We start from the raw sequence: 18,694 nt of genomic DNA, 5'->3' as shown, positions 1-18,694 counted from the left end.
CACCTGATAGCCCTTGGCTGGATGAACGTCGGTGCGGCGCAATCTCCTGATTCAGCGCTCGCCAGCATTATCTCCGCCATTCTGGTTATTGTTGGTCAACAAAGCATCGCCACCGGTATCGCTATCGCACTGCCTGTAGCGGCTGCGGGTCAGGTACTGACCGTGTTTGCCCGTACCATCACTGTGGTGTTTCAACATGCGGCAGACAAAGCCGCAGAAGACGCGCGCTTTCGCACTATCGACATTCTGCATGTCTCTGCGCTTGGGGTTCAGGCATTACGCGTCGCGATTCCGGCGCTCATAGTCTCTCTGTTCGTCAGCGCCGATATGGTAAGCAATATGTTGAATGCCATTCCTGAATTTGTAACCCGTGGATTACAGATTGCTGGCGGTTTTATCGTGGTGGTCGGTTACGCCATGGTACTACGCATGATGGGCGTGAAATATTTGATGCCTTTCTTCTTCCTCGGCTTCCTGGCAGGTGGCTATCTCGATCTCAGCCTGCTGGCTTTCGGTGGCGTCGGCGTGATCATGGCCCTGGTCTACATCCAGCTAAATCCGCAGTGGCGTAAAGCCGAACCGCAAACACAAGCCGCTTCCCCTACCGCTCTTGACCAACTTGACGATTAACGGAGCCATCATGGAACAGAGAAAAATTACACGCAGCGATCTGGTGAGCATGTTTCTGCGCTCCAACCTGCAACAGGCATCATTTAACTTTGAACGTATTCACGGGCTGGGTTTTTGCTACGACATGATCCCCGCCATCAAGCGACTCTACCCATTAAAAGAAGATCAGGTTGCAGCGCTCAGGCGACACCTGGTGTTCTTCAACACCACGCCAGCCGTGTGTGGCCCGGTCATCGGCGTCACTGCTGCCATGGAAGAGGCGCGGGCCAATGGCGCAGAAATTGATGACGGCACCATTAACGGCATCAAAGTCGGCCTGATGGGGCCACTGGCAGGGGTTGGCGATCCGCTGGTCTGGGGAACGCTGCGCCCGATTACCGCAGCGCTCGGCGCATCGCTGGCGCTGTCCGGCAACATTCTCGGCCCGCTACTGTTTTTCTTTATTTTCAATGCAGTTCGTCTGGCCATGAAATGGTATGGGCTGCAACTGGGCTTTCGTAAAGGAGTAAATATCGTCAGCGACATGGGCGGTAATTTGCTGCAAAAACTCACCGAAGGCGCCTCAATTCTTGGTCTGTTTGTGATGGGCGTGCTGGTCACTAAATGGACGTCGATCAGCGTGCCGCTGGTGGTTTCACAAACGCCTGGCGCTGATGGCTCCACTATCACCATGACCGTGCAAAACATCCTCGACCAGCTCTGTCCCGGCCTGCTGGCACTGGGGCTGACGCTGCTGATGGTACGTCTGCTCAACAAAAAAATTAACCCGGTATGGCTGATCTTCGCCCTGTTTGGCTTAGGGATTATCGGTAATGCGCTGGGCTTCCTGTCCTGATTCTTCGCCCCGACGTAACCGTCGGGGCCATCGCTCAACATGAGGTGGTTTATGAAAACAACAGCTCTGCGTCTTTATGGTAAACGTGATTTACGCCTGGAAACCTTTGATCTTCCTGAAATGCAGGAGGATGAAATCCTTGCTACGGTGGTCACCGACAGCCTGTGCCTCTCTTCCTGGAAAGAGGCCAATCTGGGTGAAGACCATAAAAAAGTGCCCAACGATGTGGCGACCCATCCCATCATTATCGGCCATGAATTTTGCGGCGACATTATCGCTGTAGGTAAAAAGTGGCAGCACAAATTTCAACCAGGCCAGCGCTATGTGATTCAGGCTAACCTGCAACTGCCGGACAGCCCGGACTGCCCCGGTTATTCCTTTCCGTGGGTGGGCGGCGAAGCAACGCATGTAGTTATCCCAAATGAGGTCATGGCACAGGATTGCCTGCTGGCATATGAAGGCGAAACTTACTTTGAAGGCTCGCTGGTTGAACCGCTTTCCTGCGTGATTGGCGCGTTCAACGCCAACTATCATCTTCAGGAAGGAAGTTATAACCACACGATGGGGATTCGCCCGCAAGGACGCACGCTAATCCTCGGCGGCACCGGCCCGATGGGGCTGCTGGCGATAGACTACGCGTTGCATGGACCGATTAACCCATCACTGCTGATTGTCACCGATATTAATAACGACAAACTGAACTACGCTCGCAAGCATTACCCTTCAGAGCCACAAACACTGATTCACTACCTCAATGCCGCTGATACTTCGTACGAGACATTAATGGCGCTGATACTTCGTACGAGACATTAATGGCGCTGAGCGGTGGTCACGGCTTTGATGATATTTTTGTCTTTGTGCCGAACGAACAGCTTGTCACCCTCGCCTCTTCCTTACTGGCGGCTGATGGTTGTATGAATTTCTTCGCCGGACCGCAGGATAAACACTTCAGTGCGCCGATTAATTTCTACGATGTACATTATGCCTTTACCCATTATGTAGGCACGTCGGGCGGCAATACCGATGACATGCGCGCCGCGGTCAAACTGATCGAAGAGAAAAAAGTGCAGGCCGCAAAAGTGGTGACACATATTCTTGGGTTGAATGCCGCGGGCGAAACCACGCTTGAATTGCCCGCCGTCGGCGGCGGGAAAAAACTGGTGTATACCGGAAAAAACCTGCCGCTGACCTCACTCACACAAATACAGGATGAAGCACTGGCAGCGATCCTGGCGCGTCATCGGGGAGTCTGGTCCGGTGAGGCGGAACAATATCTGCTCGCCCATGCCAAGGCGATTTCCCATGATTAATCGCGATACTCAACTCTGTATGTCGCTGGCTGGGCGACCCGGCAACTTCGGCACGCGTTTTCACAATTATCTGTATGAAAAGCTGGGGCTGAATTTCATCTACAAAGCGTTCACCACCCAGGATATTGAGGCGGCGGTGAAAGGTGTTCGCGCATTAGGTATTCGCGGCTGTGCCGTGTCGATGCCGTTTAAAGAAAGCTGTATGTCCTTTCTCGATGCTATCGATCCCTCGGCAAAGGTCATTGATTCTGTGAATACCATCGTGAATGACAACGGCAAGCTGATCGGGTTTAACACTGACTACATCGCGGTGAAAAGCCTGATTATTCACCACCAGCTCAATACCACCAAACGGGTGATGATTCGTGGTAGCGGCGGCATGGGCAAAGCGGTAATTGCCGCCTTTCGCGACGCGGGGTTTTTCGATGTCATCATTGCCGCCCGCAACCACGAGAGCGGCCCAGCGCTGGCAAAGCAGTATGGCTTCCAGTGGCAACCACAGCCAGAAGGAATCGACTGCGACATTCTGGTTAACGTGACCCCTGTCGGCATGAGCGGTGGTAAAGAGAGTCATGAGCTGGCCTTCAGCGAGGCGATGGTCTCTGCGGCAAGCGTCGTTTTTGACGTTGTGGCATTACCACCGGAAACGCCGCTGATTCGCCTGGCGCAGCAGCTTGATAAGCAGACGATCAGCGGTGCAGAGGTGATAGCCTTACAGGCCGTCGAGCAATTTGCGATGTATACCGGCGTGCGGCCCGATACGCAGTTGATTGCTGAAGCGGCACAATTTGCACGAGAAGGATAGAAACATCAGCACCTTAACCGGCACTCAGGTTGTTGGCAAAGTACGCGTTGTTCATGCCGGATGCGGCGTCAACGCCTTATCCGGCCTACATAATCCCGAAAATTCAATATATTGCAATTATCGAGTAGGCCTGATAAGCGTAGCGCATCAGGCAAACGCCTTAGCAGATACTCAGATTGTTAGCAAAGTACGCGTTGCTCATGCCGGATGCGGCGTGAACGCCCTTATCCGGCCTACATAATCCTGAAAATTTAATATATTACAATTACCCGGTAGGCCTGATAAGCGTAGCGCATCAGGCAAACGCCTTAGCAGACACTCAGATTGTTAACAAAGTACGCGTTGTTCATGCCGGATGCGGCGTCAACGCCTTATCCGGCCTACATAATCCTGATAATTCAATATATTACAATTACCCGGTAGGCCTGATAAGCGTAGCGCATCAGGCAAACGCCTTAACAGACGCTCAGATTGTTGGCAAAGTGCGCGTTGTTCATGCCGGATGCGGCGTGAACGCCTTATCCGGCCTACATAATCCTGATAATTCAATATATTACAATTACCAGGTAGGCCTGATAAGCGTAGCGCATCAGACAATTTGATGTTTATCACCAGTCTCAACGCCTTGTCTGCCAACCATCCTCAGAACGGCTGGTGCAATGCGCGACATCGTGAGCCATATCATTAAGCGATTAAAATCAGAGTGGTAGCATGCCTCCCGTGTTTTCTTACGAACCGGAGAAGTAATGGAACTGCTTTTATTGAGTAACTCGACGCTGCCGGGCAAGGCCTGGCTGGAACATGCGCTGCCGCTGATTGCTGAACAGTTGCAAGGTCGCCATTCCGCGGTGTTTATTCCTTTCGCTGGCGTTACGCAAACCTGGGATGATTACACAGCCAAAACGGCTGAAGTTCTCGCTCCGCTGGGTGTTTCTGTCACCGGTATTCATAGCGTTGCCGATCCTGTTACCGCCATTGAAAATGCGGAGATCGTCATTGTTGGCGGCGGCAATACTTTTCAGTTGTTGAAACAGTGCCGCGAGCGCGGGCTGCTGGCCCCCATTACTGACGTGGTTAAACGTGGCGCGCTGTATATTGGCTGGAGCGCAGGCGCTAACCTTGCTTGCCCAACCATTCGTACCACCAACGATATGCCGATTGTCGATCCGCAAGGTTTCGATGCGCTGAATCTGTTCCCGCTGCAAATTAACCCACACTTCACCAATGCCTTGCCGGAAGGCCATAAAGGTGAAACCCGTGAGCAGCGTATTCGTGAACTGCTGGTGGTCGCGCCAGAACTGACGATTATTGGTCTGCCGGAAGGTAACTGGATTACGGTGAGCAAAGGTCAGGCGACGCTGGGTGGCCCAAATACCACCTACGTGTTTAAGGCTGGAGAAGAAGCGGTTCCGCTGGAAGCTGGACACCGTTTTTAAGTAAATTGCCGGATGCATGATCCGGCATTTTGTACACAGTGCCTGATGCGACGCTTTATGCGTCTTATCAGGCTTACAGAGTCACGGTATTAATACTCGTCCCGTCCTTCATCTTCATCTGGTTGTTCCAGCACACTGTAAGCGACCGAACAAAACAGCGAGTTCAGACGCTGCATATCTCCCAGCAAGCCTAAATGCAACGAACTGGTTTCAATACTTTGCACGTTTTGTTGATGCAAACGATCAACGTGAGCATGGGAATAGCGGCGATTAAGAATGCGAAAACGATGCTTGCTGCGGCGTAAACGACGGGCACTGGTGACATCGCCAGAGAAGAAAACCGACATTGCCAGTTTTAAATTACTGAGCAATTGCTCATAGAGCGCGTCCAGTTCTTTCAACCCATCAATCGAAAATGCTCGCCTTGCCGCCAGCGATTTGTCGGCAATTTCACTCCCCATGCGCTCGACAATATCGGAGGCCTGCTCAAGGTTGAGCGCCATCTCAATAATCTCCGCCCAGCGGCGCGACTCCTCCTCAGCCAGTTCTTCCTTCGGCATCCGCGCCAGATAGAGCTTAATAGCGGTATAGAGCACGTTGATATCATCCGCCAGCTTACGCAGTTCTTTCTCTTCACGCGGCTCGCCGTGCATCACTTTATTCAACCCTTCCATCATCTGTTCCATCGCGTCACCGATACGCAGTGTTTCACGGGCGGCATTCGCCAGAGCAAGAGTCGGCGTGTCCAGTGCGCTAACGTCCAGATGTTTCGGCCTTAGTTGGGTATCCAGTTCCGGTTCATCGCGAATAATGGTTTTACAGAATCGCGCCATCGGGTCAACAAACGGCAGCATGGCCAGGCAACGAACGAGGTTGTAGAAGACATGAAAATAGATAACCAGTTCCGCTTTTGGCAAAGGCAGTTTATCCATTGATTCAGCCAGAACATGGACAAACGGCAGGATAATCAAGCTACCCACCAGCTTGAACAACAGGCTACCCAACGCAACACGACGCGCGGCAGCATTGGCGGCGCTGTTGTTGAGCATTGCCAGCAGACCGGAGCCGAGGTTAGCGCCAATCACCAGACAGAGCGCTACCGGGAACGAGATAATCCCCGCAGTAGTCAGGGTGGCAGTCAGCAGCACAGCGGCAAGGCTGGAATAACTGATAATCGCGAACATCGCGCCAATTAGCGCATCCAGTAAAATATCGCCAGTCAGCGAGGCAAAGATCACCTGAACGCCATTAGCCTGAGTGATTGGCGTGACAGCCTGCACAATCAACTCCAGTGCCAGCAAAATCAGCCCAAGACCAATACCGACGCGCCCCAGTTGCCCGGCGCGTGACTGCTTGCGCCCGAGGAAAAAAATCACGCCGATAAAAATGAGTAGCGGCGACAGCCAGGATAAATCGAAGGTGAGGACCCGAGCCATCAGCGCCGTCCCGACATCGGCACCCAGCACAATCACCAGCGCAGGCGCGAGAGCGACCAGATCCTGGGCGACGAACGAGGTGACCAGCATAGTGGTGGCATTACTGCTCTGCACCAGTGCGGTAACGCCGATCCCCGCGCAGAAGGCGAGCGACTTTTTCTCAACGCTCCGGCTAAGCACAGTTCGCAACCGAGCGCCAAAGACGCGCATCACGCCCGTTCGAACAATATGCGTTCCCCAAACCAACAGGGCGACGGCAGAAAGCAGGTGAAGCAGTGTTAACACGAGTTCAGGTTCTCCTTATCGTTATATGTTCCTGAAACCAATAGATAACCCCAGGTCTGGAAACGCATCACCACCATAAACCGTCATCTTTGTTGTGATTTTTGGTGTCCGTTTTCCGACTAAGATAATTCCAGTATAAGTGTTTCATATTAATAAAGAGACAGGGCACTCAGTGAGTACCCTGTTTGTTGTAAGGAAAAGTGACAGATTTGTGAATCAGTCCGCGTCATACCCCAGATTTGGCGCTAGCCAGCGTTCAACATCTGAGACACTCATGCCTTTACGGCGGGCGTAGTCTTCAACCTGGTCGCGCTGAATTTGTGCTACCGCGTAATACTTGCTGTCCGGGTGGCTGAAGTACCAACCCGAAACCGACGCCCCGGGCCACATGGCGAAAGATTCTGTGAGCTTCATGCCAGTATGTTTTTCCACTTCCAGCAGCTCCCAGATTGTGGCTTTTTCCGTATGTTCCGGGCAGGCCGGGTAGCCTGGTGCCGGGCGGATGCCCTGATAGTTTTCGCGGATCAGCTCTTCGTTGCTGAGGTTCTCGTTCGGTGCATAGCCCCAGTAAACTTTTCGCACGCGCTCATGGAGATATTCCGCAAAGGCTTCGGCTAAACGGTCGGCAAGGGCTTTCACCATGATTTTGTTGTAATCATCGTGCTGTGCTTCGAAGGCATCAGCCAGTGCGTCCTCTTCCAGCCCGCCAGTCACGGCAAATGCGCCGATGTAATCTGCTTTACCAGAAAGCTTCGGCGCAACGAAATCAGCGAGGCAGTAGTTAGCGAAGCCGGTTTTTTCGGTCTGTTGGCGTAGATGGTGGCTGACGTTGAGCACATGGGTACGCGTTTCGTCACGGTAGATTTCAATGTCGTCACCCACGCGGTTTGCCGGAAACAGCCCCACCACGCCGCGCGGATTCAACGTTTTCTCGGCGCTTAATTTATCCAGCATGTCGTTGGCGTCTTTAAACAGGCGCTTCGCCTCAACGCCTACCACTTCATCTTCCAGAATGCGCGGATATTTCCCGGCCAGCGACCAGGTCATAAAGAACGGCGTCCAGTCGATGTAATTACGCAGCGTTTCGATGCTGGCTTCCACTTCCTGCACACCGAGACGGTGCGCCACCGGTGGCGTGTAAGCCTGCCAGTCAAAAGCGAAGTCGTTATCACGCGCCGCTTCCAGCGTAACTGGCGGTGTGCGAGGTTTCTTGCGCCCGTGCTGAATACGCACGGTTTCGTACTCTTTGCGGGTACGAGCGACAAAGTCGTCACGCTGAGTGTCCGAAAGCAGTGCCGCCACGACGCCAACGGTGCGCGAGGCGTTCTGCACATACACCGTCGGACCGCTGTAGTTCTGCTCGATTTTCACCGCCGTGTGCGCTTTTGAGGTGGTCGCGCCGCCAATCAATAGCGGGATGGTGAAGCCCTGACGTTCCATCTCTTTCGCCACGTTGACCATTTCGTCCAGCGACGGCGTGATCAGCCCCGAAAGGCCAATCAAATCAGCATTCACTTCTTTGGCGGTACGGAGAATTTTTTCCGCAGGCACCATCACGCCGAGATCGACAATTTCATAGTTATTGCATTGCAGCACCACGCCAACGATATTTTTACCGATATCGTGCACATCGCCCTTCACGGTGGCGATCACCATCTTACCGTTGGTTTTACCCTGCTCTTTGCTGGCTTCAATAAACGGTTCGAGATACGCCACCGCCTGTTTCATGACGCGCGCCGATTTCACTACCTGCGGCAGGAACATTTTGCCTTCGCCAAACAGATCGCCAACCACATTCATGCCATCCATCAGCGGACCTTCAATCACTTCGATAGGGCGCGTAGCCTGTTGGCGGGCTTCTTCGGTGTCCTGTTCGATAAATTCGGTAATGCCTTTAACCAGCGAATATTCCAGACGTTTATTCACTTCCCATGAGCGCCACTCCGCCTGCTGGGCGTTGGCGGTGTCATCAGTTTTGCTGCCGCGATATTTCTCGGCAAGTTCCAGTAAACGCTCGGTGCCATCGTCGCGACGGTTGAGGATCACATCTTCTACCGCCTCGCGCAGCTCGGCAGGCAGATCGTCGTAAATGGCCAGTTGCCCAGCGTTGACGATCCCCATATCCATACCGTTACGGATGGCATAGTAGAGGAACACCGCGTGAATGGCTTCGCGCACCGGGTCGTTACCACGAAACGAGAACGACACGTTGGAGACGCCACCGGAGATCAGCGCGTGCGGCAGTTCGCGTTTGATGTCTTCACACGCACCAATAAAATCCTGCGCGTAGTTGTTGTGCTCTTCAATGCCAGTTGCGACCGCGAAGATGTTCGGGTCAAAGATGATATCTTCCGGCGGGAAGCCAACCTCTTCGGTGAGGATTTTGTACGCCCGACGGCAAATCTCGATTTTCCGCGCACGGGTATCGGCCTGCCCCTGTTCGTCAAAGGCCATCACCACTACCGCCGCGCCGTAGCGACGCAACAATTTCGCATGATGGATAAAGGCATCGACGCCCTCTTTCATCGAGATAGAGTTAACAATGCCTTTGCCCTGAATACATTTCAGACCTTTTTCAATGACCTCCCATTTTGAGGAGTCGATCATAATCGGTACGCGGGCGATATCCGGTTCACCCGCAATCAGATTGAGAAAACGCACCATCGCCGCTTCGGCGTCGAGCATCCCTTCATCCATGTTGATATCGATAATCTGCGCACCGTTTTCCACCTGTTGACGTGCTACATCCAGCGCTTCGTTGTACTTCTCTTCTTTGATCAGGCGTTTGAATTTGGCGGAACCAGTGACGTTGGTACGCTCACCGACGTTAACAAACAGGCTGTCGTCGCCAATATTCAGCGGCTCCAGGCCGGACAAACGGCAGGCGACGGGAATTTCCGGCAGTTTGCGCGGCGCTAATCCTTCCACTGCACGGCTCATCACTGCAATATGTTGCGGCGTGGTGCCGCAGCAACCACCGACGATATTGAGAAAGCCTGCTTCTGCCCATTCACGTATCTGTTTTGCCATCGTGTCGGCGTCGAGATCGTATTCACCAAAAGCGTTAGGCAGCCCGGCGTTCGGGTGCGCGGTGACGTAACATTCGGCAATACGCGACAGCTCCTGCACATACTGGCGCAGTTCATCTGGCCCCAGCGCACAGTTCAGGCCAAAAGTCAGCGCATCGGCGTGGCGCAATGAGTTATAAAATGCTTCGGTTGTCTGGCCGGAGAGCGTGCGCCCGGAGGCGTCGGTGATGGTGCCGGAGATCATAATCGGCAGCTCAACGCCCAGTGCTTCGAACTCCGTTTTCACCGCAAAGACCGCCGCTTTAGCGTTGAGGGTATCGAAGACGGTTTCAATCAGAATCAGGTCGACACCACCTTCGACCAATGCTTTGGTGGATTCGCGATAGGCTGTGACCAGTTGGTCAAAGGTGATATTGCGAAATGCCGGATCGTTTACATCTGGCGAAATAGACGCCGTGCGGTTGGTTGGGCCAAGAACACCGGCAACATAGCGCGGTTTCTCCGGCGTGCGCGCGGTCCACTCGTCAGCACAGGCACGTGCCAGTTTCGCCGCCGCAAAGTTGATTTCCGCCGACAGGGATTCCATCTGGTAATCCGCCATCGCAATAGTCGTAGAGTTGAAGGTGTTGGTTTCGATGATATCCGCGCCCGCTTCAAAGTAAGCGTTGTGGATTGCGGAGATCACATCCGGCTTGCTCAACACCAGCAGGTCGTTGTTACCTTTGAGGTCGCACGGCCAGTCGGCAAAACGCTCGCCGCGAAAATCAGCTTCGCTCAGACGATAACTCTGGATCATGGTGCCCATACCGCCGTCCAGCACCAGAATTCGTTCATTTAACTGCGCACGCAGTTGTTCAACTTTGCTGCTCACACTTGCTCCCGACACGCTCAACCCAGATTTAATAAAAATTCAACAAACCATACTGGCATAAACGCATCAGTGGTAAAAGCGACCACCAGGCAACATGAGATTTGTTCAACTTGTACTCATCGGAGCAGTGCGACAACTATTGCAATAACCAGAGATAAAAATGAAAATAATTTCCATGATACAGAAAAAGGAGTCTGTTATGGTCACCCCCATTCCTGCAAAACGCGGCAGAAAACCTACCGTTGCCACCGCCCCCGCGACTGGACAGGTTCAGTCTTTAACGCGTGGCCTGAAATTACTGGAGTGGATTGCCGAATCCAATGGCAGTGTGGCGTTGACCGAATTAGCACAGCAAGCGGGCTTACCCAACTCGACCACTCATCGATTGCTGACCACTATGCAACAATTGGGCTTTGTCCGTCAGGTTGGCGAACTGGGCCACTGGGCGGTAGGCGCACATGCTTTCATGGTGGGTAGTAGCTTTCTCCAGAGCCGTAATTTGTTAGCCATTGTCCACCCTATTCTGCGTAATTTAATGGAAGAGTCTGGCGAAACAGTAAACATGGCGGTTCTTGATCAGAGCGATTACGAAGCCATTATTATCGATCAGGTGCAGTGTACCCACTTGATGCGTATGTCCGCCCCTATTGGCGGTAAATTGCCAATGCACGCTTCTGGTGTGGGTAAAGCCTTTTTGGCCCAACTAAGTGAAGACCAGGTGACGAAGTTACTGCACCGTAAAGGCTTACATGCCTATACCCACGCGACGCTGGTCTCGCCAGTCCATCTGAAGGACGATCTCGCCCAGACGCGTAAACGTGGCTATTCATTTGACGATGAAGAACATGCACTTGGACTGCGTTGCCTCGCGGCGTGTATTTTCGATGAACATCGCGAACCATTTGCCGCAATTTCGATTTCCGGGCCGATTTCACGTATAACCGACGACCGCGTGACCGAGTTTGGCGCGATGGTGATTAAAGCGGCGAAGGAAGTGACGCTGGCGTACGGTGGTATGCGGTAACTTTTCGCCACTGATTTATACAAACCGCACGCTAAATCGCTGCCTGCGTCGGTACGCATAAACATCTTCCACATGCCCTTCACGGATGCGCTTTTGTAGCGCACGCCAGTAGTCGGCGTGAAACAAATCGGCGTGCATCTCTTCGAATAGCGGACCAATGCGCGGATCGGCGCATAGCCAGTGGCGGAACTCTTCCGGGAAAACATCGCCCGATGAGACGCTGTACCACGGTTCGCTGGCAAGTTCGTCTTCCGGGTAGCGCGGCGGCGGTATGTCACGGAAATTCACTTCCGTCATGTAGCAAATTTCATCGTAATCATAAAACACCACACGACCATGACGAGTAACGCCAAAGTTTTTAAACAGCATGTCACCTGGGAAAATGTTGGCGGCAGCAAGCTGGCGAATGGCGTTGCCGTACTCTTCAATGGCATCACGCAGCTGCTGGCCTTCTACTTGTTCCAGCCAGATATTGAGCGGCACCATCCGCCGTTCGATGTAAAGATGGCGAATCACAATCTGTTCGCCGAGATCGGTGATTTTTTCCGCTGCTTCCTGGAGCAGTAATTCCATTAATGCCGGAGCGATTTGTCGCTTCTCCAGCACAAAGTTTTCAAATTCCTGGGTGTCCGCCATTCGCCCCACGCGATCGTGCTCTTTCACCAGTTGATAGCAGGCGCGAACATGAGCGGCTGACATCTCTTTCTGCGGCGCGAACTTGTCTTTAATCACTTTAAATACCCGGTCAAAGCCCGGCAGCGTAAACACCAGCATCACCATTCCACGAATACCCGGCGCTTCAATGAGCTGCTCATGACAGCCCTGTAAATAAACGAGATATTCACGGTAACTTTCGGTTTTGGCGTGCTTCTGGCAGCCGATAGCCATATACAGTTCTGCGGTCGTTTTGCCCGGCAGAATTTCCCGTAACCACTCAACCAGCGCACCAGGCAGCGGTGCATAAACCATAAAATAGGAGCGCGCGAAGCCAAAGACAATGCTCGCTTCGGCGGTGGTCGTCAGGCAGGTATCAATAAACAGCTCGCCGTCGTCCGTCTGATGGATCGGCAGCAAAAATGGCAATGTGCCGGAAGGCGTGATCAGTTTGCCCACCAGCCAGGCAGCTTTATTGCGATAAAACAGTTCGTTCGCCACCTGTAAATGGCTTTCCGCGAGGTTGTCTGTCCCCAACATTTCTGTCAGATGGCGAATGATGTAATGAATGTCACGGCTTTTATTTTGCCAGCGTAGACGCAGCGGCAGATCGCTGATAACGCGCATTAGCAGAGATTCCCAGCCGTGATCGGGATAAAAGTCTTTTGCCAGCGGGCGCGGAATAGTACGAAAGCAGCGCTCTGGCTGGGAACTAAAGATAAAAAGCCGCTCGGGAGTAAGCGAACGGTGATCAAATAACCGACAGTACACGGAGTTAAAAAAGCTCTCCGCAATCTCGAAGCGCGGGTACTCAGGCAACAGCCGTGTGTAGTGCTCTTTGACGCGCAGTAAAAATGCCGCGTCCGTGCTTTTGCCGTTGGTGATACAGCGCAGTTGCTCCACGACCAGCCCCACGTGATGATCGTAAAGATGGATGCGGTTTTTCATCGCCTGCTGGACAGCATGCCAGTCGGCTTGTTCGAAACGCTGCTGTGCCCCGGAAGTCACTTCGAGGAATCGACCATACTGAGCGTCGAAGCCTTGCAAAATGGTTTGTGCAATCAGTAATTCCAGGCCACGCGACATTAGGTGCCCTCATCGGAAACAGAGAATTGTCGGATGCGGCGTAAACGCCTTATCCGACCTACATTTGGCAGCAGTTGTAGGCCTGATAAGACGCGCCAGCGTCGGCATCAGGCGTTGATTGCCGGATGCGGCGTGAACGCCTTATCCGGCCTACGCTCGGCAACGGCTGTTGGCCTGATAAGACGCGCCAGCGTCGCATCCGGCGTTGATTGCCGGATTCGGCGTAAACGCCTTATCCGGCCTACATTCGGCAACGGCTGTTGGCCTGATAAGACGCGACAGCGTCGGCATCAGGCGTTGATTGCCGGATGCAGCGTGAACGCCTTATCCGGCCTACGCTCGGCAACGGCTGTAGGCCTGATAAGACACGCCTGCGTCGCATCAGGCGTTGATTGCCGGATGCGGCGTGAACGCCTTATCCGGCCTACGTTCGGCAACGGCTGTAGGCCTGATAAGACGCGACAGCGTCGCATCAGGCGTTGATTGCCGGATGCGGCGTAAACGCCTTATCCGGCCTACGTTCGGCAACGGCTGTAGGTTGCTTAGAACTGCGACTCTTCGGTGGAGCCGGTCAGCGCAGTAACTGAAGACGTGCCGCCCTGAATAATGGTCGTCACTTTATCGAAGTAACCTGTACCCACTTCCTGCTGGTGAGATACGAAGGTATAGCCATCTTTCGCAGCGGCGAATTCCGGTTGCTGGACTTTCTCAACGTAATGCTTCATGCCCTCGCCCTGGGCATAGGCGTTTGCCAGGTCGAACATGTTGAACCACATGCTGTGGATACCCGCCAGGGTGATGAACTGGAACTTGTAACCCATATCCGACAACTGCTGCTGGAAGCTGGCAATAGTTTTGTCGTCGAGGTTTTTCTGCCAGTTGAAGGACGGCGAGCAGTTATAAGCCAGCAGTTTGCCTGGATATTTCGCGTGGATAGCTTGTGCAAAGCGACGCGCCAGTTCCAGATCCGGCGTAGAGGTTTCACACCAAACCAGGTCAGCATACGGCGCATACGCCAGGCCACGGCTGATTGCTTGCTCAATGCCTGCATGAGTACGGAAGAAGCCTTCGTTGGTGCGCTCGCCGGTAATAAATTCGCTGTCATACGGATCGCAATCGGAGGTGATCAAATCCGCCGCATCAGCATCGGTACGTGCAACCAGCAGAGTTGGAACGCCTGTCACGTCAGCGGCCAGACGCGCAGCAACCAGTTTCTGAATAGCTTCCTGAGTGGGCACCAAAACTTTGCCGCCCATGTGACCGCATTTCTTCACTGACGCCAGCTGATCTTCGAAGTGAACTGCCGCTGCACCGGCTTCAATCATCGCTTTCATCAGTTCAAAGGCATTTAGTACACCGCCAAAACCGGCCTCCGCATCGGCGACGATCGGCAGGAAGTAATCGACATAGCGCGGATCGCCAGGCTCAATACCGGAAGACCACTGGATCTGATCGGCACGGCGGAAAGTGTTGTTGATCCTTTCCACTACTGCTGGCACTGAGTTCGCCGGATACAACGACTGGTCAGGGTACATACTGGCCGCGAGGTTAGCGTCCGCCGCTACCTGCCAGCCAGACAGATAGACCGCTTCAATACCCGCTTTCGCCTGTTGCAACGCCTGACCGCCAGTCAGTGCACCGAGGCTGTTTATATAACCTTTTTTCGATTCACCGTGCAGCAGTCGCCACATTTTCGCCGCGCCCAGTTGCGCCAGCGTGCATTCTGGATTGACCGAACCGCGTAATTTCACCACATCCTCCGCGCTATACGGGCGGGTAATGCCTTCCCAGCGCGGTTGAGTCCACTCTTTCTGTAATTCTTCGATTTGTTGTGTACGGGTTTTCATGTGCAGATGCTCCATAGTTATGTGGTGGTTTACGCTAACAGGCGGTAGCCTGGCAGGGTCAGGAAATCAATTAACTCATCAGATGTGGTGATCTGTTCCATCAGGCGTGCGGCATCCTCGAAGCGTCCGTTATTGAAACGTTGTTCGCCCAATTCACTGGCAATCACTTTCATCTCTTCCGCAAGCATCTGGCGGAACAGAGCTTTAGTCACCGGTTTGCCATTGCTCAACGTTTTTCGATGATGGATCCACTGCCAGATAGAGGTACGCGAGATTTCAGCCGTCGCTGCATCTTCCATCAGGCCATAAATCGGCACGCAGCCGTTGCCGGAAATCCACGCTTCGATGTACTGCACAGCCACGCGAATATTGGCGCGCATCCCTTCTTCGGTGCGTTCACCGTCACAAGGTGCCAGCAGTTGATCGGCTGTAATCGGGGCGTCTTGTTCGCGCATCACCTTAAGCTGGTTTTTACGGGAGCCGAGAATGTCGTTGAATACCGCCATTGCCGTGTCCGCAAGGCCTGGATGTGCGATCCATGTGCCATCGTGACCGTTATTGGCTTCCAGCGATTTATCCGCTTTCACTTTGTTGAGCACCTGGTTATTGCGCTCTTCATCTTTGCTCGGAATAAACGCCGCCATGCCGCCCATCGCAAAAGCACCACGTTTATGGCAGGTTTTAATCAACAGGCGTGAGTAAGCATTCAGGAAGGGTTTTTCCATCGTCACTGCCTGTCTGTCTGGCAGGACGCGATCGGGATAGTTTTTCAATGTCTTGATATAGCTGAAGATGTAATCCCAGCGACCACAGTTCAGACCGACAATATGGTCGCGCAGCGCGTGAAGGATTTCGTCCATCTGGAACACGGCGGGCAGCGTTTCAATCAGCAACGTCGCCTTGATGGTGCCGCGCGGTAGGTTAAAGCGATCTTCGGCATAGCTGAAAACGTCGCTCCACCATGCCGCTTCCTGCCAGGACTGGGTTTTTGGCAGATAGAAATAGGGACCGCTGCCCTTTGCCAGTAAGGCCTGGTAGTTGTGGAAGAAATAGAGCGCAAAATCAAACAGGCTGCCAGGAGTCGCTTCGCCGCGCCAGATGACATGTTTTTCCGGCAAGTGCAGACCGCGTACCCGACAAATCAAAACCGCTGGATTGGGCTTGAGCTGATAAATTTTGCCTGCTTCATTGGTGTAACTGATGGTGCCGTTAACCGCATCGCGCAGGTTAATTTGCCCGTCGATCACTTTGTTCCAGTCCGGGGCCAGTGAATCTTCGAAATCGGCCATAAAGACTTTCACATTGGCGTTCAGTGCGTTGATCACCATCTTGCGCTCAACGGGCCCGGTAATCTCTACGCGGCGGTCTTGTAAGTCCGCAGGAATCCCGCGAATTTTCCAGCCGCTTTCACGAATGGAAGCTGTTTCCGAAATGAAATCAGGCAACGTTCCGTTATCGATATCCTGCTGCTGCTGAATGCGCGCTGCCAGAAGTTTATTGCGTTGTGGCGTAAAATGCGTCACCAGCTCAGTCAGAAATTCTACCGCTTCGGCAGTAAGAATTTGCTTCTCCTGCTCGCCATACGGCCTTGTGAAAGCCAGTTCATCGGTTGTTGTTGCCTGTTCAGTCATCGTGCAGCTCCCCGTCATGGATCCGAAAACTTCCCCACTGTGAACGAAGGATCGTTGTGCGCTTTTCGTTCAGCACAACTAAGACTACTCATTTAAAATGCAAAATCAAAAACAATTTCCATTTTAAACAAAAATATAACTTAACCTATTGATAACAACACAAATAAAATTTATTTACTTGGTGAGGTGTATTTCGGAAATAAAAAAGCACCCGAAGGTGCCCGAGATAAGGTGCTGAATCGCTTAACGATCGACTATCACAGAAGATTAATCCAGCGTTGGATTCATGTGCCGTAGATCATATGGCGTGATCTGGTAGACGTAATAGTTGAGCCAGTTGGTAAACAGCAAATTACCATGACTACGCCAGCTTGCTCGCGGTGTATTTTGCGGATCATTGTGCGGGAAATAGTTATACGGTACATCCGGGTCTAGCCCGGCTTCCACATCGCGGAAATATTCCTGCGCCAGAGTTTGCGCATCATATTCGGGATGGCCCGTCACAAAGGCTATACGCTTATCTTTGCTGGCGAACAGGTAGGCGTCTCCTTGTTCCGTCTCCGCCAGAATTTCCAGATCGGTGTAATCACGAATCAACGCTGCTGGAAAGTCAGCGTAGCGCGAATGCGGTGCCAGGAATGAATCATCAAAGCCACGCGTCAGGAGCGCATGAGGATGGAGAATGTGATGCTCATAAACGCCAGAGAGTTTGTCAGTACGGGTTTGTTTAGGAATGCCGTAGAGGATATTGAGCGCAGCTTGTACCGCCCAACAGACAAAAAGTGTTGAGGTGACGTGATCTTTCGACCATTCCAGCACCTGTTTGATCTGCGGCCAGTATGCGACGTCATTAAACTCTACCAGCCCCAGCGGCGCGCCGGTGACTATCAAGCCGTCAAAGTTCTGTTCCTGTATGTCTTCAAAGTTGCAGTAGAAGTTGTTCAGATGCTCTGCGGGCGTGTTGCGCGATTCACGGGAATCAATGCGTAACAGTTGGATATCAACCTGCAAAGGCGAGTTTGAAAGCAGGCGCAGAAACTGATTTTCAGTTTCGATCTTCTTCGGCATCAGGTTAAGGATAAGCACCTTTAGCGGACGAATTTCCTGACCAGACGCGCGAGAAGTTGTCATCACAAAGACGTTTTCTTCACGCAAGAAATTGACGGCGGGTAGCTCGTCCGGCACACGAATCGGCATAACCTGATTACCTCACTACATACGCTTATACGTTTAGACATCCAGATAGCTGAAGATAACCAGAAAATTTGCCAATGTCGAGCCTGCGCGTTGAAGGTGAGAAAGTTTCAAGGAAAAGACTACGTTAGAATATAAGAATGACTAAAAGGAGAGAAAATGGTTATTAATATTCGCCGCTCACGGCATGAGGAAGGGGAGGAACTCGTTGCGATTTGGTGTCGTTCTGTCGATGCCACTCACGATTTTTTATCCGCAGAGTATCGGGCCGAGCTGGAAGAGCTGGTGCATTCCTTTCTGCCGGAAGCACCGTTGTGGGTCGCGGTTAATGAGCGGGATCAGCCGGTTGGGTTTATGTTGCTAAGTGGGCAGCATGTGGATGCGCTGTTTATCGATCCTGATGTGCGCGGCTGCGGTGTGGGTCGGATGTTGGTCGAGCACGCACTCTCAATGGTTTCGGAACTGACAACCAATGTTAATGAGCAAAATGAGCAGGCGGTTGGGTTCTATAAGAAGATGGGTTTTAAGGTTACAGGGCGCTCTGAGGTGGACGATTTGGAGAAACCGTATCCGTTGCTGAATCTGGCGTATGTGAGGGAATGATGCGAAGTATGGCCCTGC

Annotated in this window: 12 protein-coding genes and 1 pseudogene; 7 read left to right on the top strand and 6 right to left on the bottom strand. The window is 52.8% G+C overall.

Annotated elements, in window-relative coordinates:
• The 5 genes and pseudogenes from EA14781_RS16400 to pepE all read left to right on the top strand — a co-directional run.
• The coding region (locus EA14781_RS16400) for a PTS mannose/fructose/sorbose transporter subunit IIC (protein WP_042335911.1) at positions 1-630 on the top strand (630 nt) is incomplete at its 5' end.
• A gap of 10 nt (positions 631-640) precedes the next feature.
• Complete coding sequence (locus EA14781_RS16395; RefSeq protein ID WP_000437898.1) at positions 641-1,465, top strand: PTS system mannose/fructose/sorbose family transporter subunit IID; 825 nt, start codon at positions 641-643, stop codon at positions 1,463-1,465.
• Positions 1,466-1,516: 51 nt separating this feature from the next.
• Positions 1,517-2,775 (top strand): annotated as a pseudogene (sorE, locus tag EA14781_RS16390) (L-sorbose 1-phosphate reductase).
• Positions 2,768-3,580 (top strand): shikimate 5-dehydrogenase, encoded by an 813-nt coding sequence (locus EA14781_RS16385; RefSeq protein ID WP_000610346.1) that lies wholly within the window; start codon positions 2,768-2,770, stop codon positions 3,578-3,580. The pseudogene sorE and the gene EA14781_RS16385 overlap by 8 nt, the downstream one beginning before the upstream one ends.
• A gap of 746 nt (positions 3,581-4,326) precedes the next feature.
• Positions 4,327-5,016 (top strand): dipeptidase PepE, encoded by a 690-nt coding sequence (gene pepE / locus EA14781_RS16380; protein WP_000421746.1) that lies wholly within the window; start codon positions 4,327-4,329, stop codon positions 5,014-5,016.
• An 89-nt stretch (positions 5,017-5,105) separates the two neighbouring features.
• On the opposite strand, the gene EA14781_RS16375 is transcribed toward pepE, so the two are convergent.
• Together EA14781_RS16375 and metH are read right to left on the bottom strand one after the other, a co-directional pair.
• The gene (locus EA14781_RS16375; protein ID WP_000956841.1) at positions 5,106-6,737 is read right to left on the bottom strand and encodes a Na/Pi cotransporter family protein; all 1,632 of its coding nucleotides are present in this window, start codon (positions 6,735-6,737) and stop codon (positions 5,106-5,108) included.
• A 216-nt stretch (positions 6,738-6,953) separates the two neighbouring features.
• Positions 6,954-10,637, bottom strand: coding sequence for a methionine synthase (gene metH / locus EA14781_RS16370; RefSeq protein ID WP_000096072.1), 3,684 nt, complete (start codon positions 10,635-10,637; stop codon positions 6,954-6,956).
• A 199-nt stretch (positions 10,638-10,836) separates the two neighbouring features.
• Here metH and iclR point away from each other — a divergent pair, with 199 nt between their 5' ends.
• On the top strand, positions 10,837-11,661 hold the full coding sequence (gene iclR / locus EA14781_RS16365) for a glyoxylate bypass operon transcriptional repressor IclR (protein ID WP_000258483.1): 825 nt from the start codon (positions 10,837-10,839) through the stop codon (positions 11,659-11,661).
• Positions 11,662-11,676: 15 nt separating this feature from the next.
• On the opposite strand, the gene aceK is transcribed toward iclR, so the two are convergent.
• From aceK to metA, 4 genes are all read right to left on the bottom strand, one after another.
• Positions 11,677-13,401 (bottom strand): bifunctional isocitrate dehydrogenase kinase/phosphatase, encoded by a 1,725-nt coding sequence (aceK, locus tag EA14781_RS16360; RefSeq protein WP_000086372.1) that lies wholly within the window; start codon positions 13,399-13,401, stop codon positions 11,677-11,679.
• A gap of 542 nt (positions 13,402-13,943) precedes the next feature.
• Positions 13,944-15,248 (bottom strand): isocitrate lyase, encoded by a 1,305-nt coding sequence (gene aceA / locus EA14781_RS16350; RefSeq protein WP_000857865.1) that lies wholly within the window; start codon positions 15,246-15,248, stop codon positions 13,944-13,946.
• 29 nt (positions 15,249-15,277) lie between these two features.
• Complete coding sequence (aceB, locus tag EA14781_RS16345) at positions 15,278-16,879, bottom strand: malate synthase A (RefSeq protein ID WP_000138914.1); 1,602 nt, start codon at positions 16,877-16,879, stop codon at positions 15,278-15,280.
• A 267-nt stretch (positions 16,880-17,146) separates the two neighbouring features.
• The gene (metA, locus tag EA14781_RS16340) at positions 17,147-18,076 is read right to left on the bottom strand and encodes a homoserine O-acetyltransferase MetA (RefSeq protein ID WP_001122796.1); all 930 of its coding nucleotides are present in this window, start codon (positions 18,074-18,076) and stop codon (positions 17,147-17,149) included.
• Positions 18,077-18,232: 156 nt separating this feature from the next.
• On the opposite strand from metA, the gene EA14781_RS16335 reads away from it, so the two are divergent.
• Positions 18,233-18,676 (top strand): acetyltransferase, encoded by a 444-nt coding sequence (locus EA14781_RS16335; protein WP_000236385.1) that lies wholly within the window; start codon positions 18,233-18,235, stop codon positions 18,674-18,676.
• Positions 18,677-18,694 lie beyond the last annotated feature (18 nt).

The organism is Escherichia albertii NBRC 107761 = DSM 17582 (assembly GCF_000759775.1).
In the GTDB taxonomy this organism is placed as follows: domain Bacteria; phylum Pseudomonadota; class Gammaproteobacteria; order Enterobacterales; family Enterobacteriaceae; genus Escherichia; species Escherichia albertii.
This window is presented reverse-complemented; position numbering and strand designations above follow the sequence as displayed.

Coding starts and splice junctions, on each gene's coding strand:
- EA14781_RS16395 (WP_000437898.1), top strand. CDS start 641: ATGGAACAGAGAAAAATTACACGCAGCGATCTGGTGAGCATGTTTCTG.
- EA14781_RS16385 (WP_000610346.1), top strand. CDS start 2,768: ATGATTAATCGCGATACTCAACTCTGTATGTCGCTGGCTGGGCGACCC.
- pepE (WP_000421746.1), top strand. CDS start 4,327: ATGGAACTGCTTTTATTGAGTAACTCGACGCTGCCGGGCAAGGCCTGG.
- iclR (WP_000258483.1), top strand. CDS start 10,837: ATGGTCACCCCCATTCCTGCAAAACGCGGCAGAAAACCTACCGTTGCC.
- aceK (WP_000086372.1), bottom strand. CDS start 13,401: ATGTCGCGTGGCCTGGAATTACTGATTGCACAAACCATTTTGCAAGGC.
- aceA (WP_000857865.1), bottom strand. CDS start 15,248: ATGAAAACCCGTACACAACAAATCGAAGAATTACAGAAAGAGTGGACT.
- aceB (WP_000138914.1), bottom strand. CDS start 16,879: ATGACTGAACAGGCAACAACAACCGATGAACTGGCTTTCACAAGGCCG.
- metA (WP_001122796.1), bottom strand. CDS start 18,076: ATGCCGATTCGTGTGCCGGACGAGCTACCCGCCGTCAATTTCTTGCGT.
- EA14781_RS16335 (WP_000236385.1), top strand. CDS start 18,233: ATGGTTATTAATATTCGCCGCTCACGGCATGAGGAAGGGGAGGAACTC.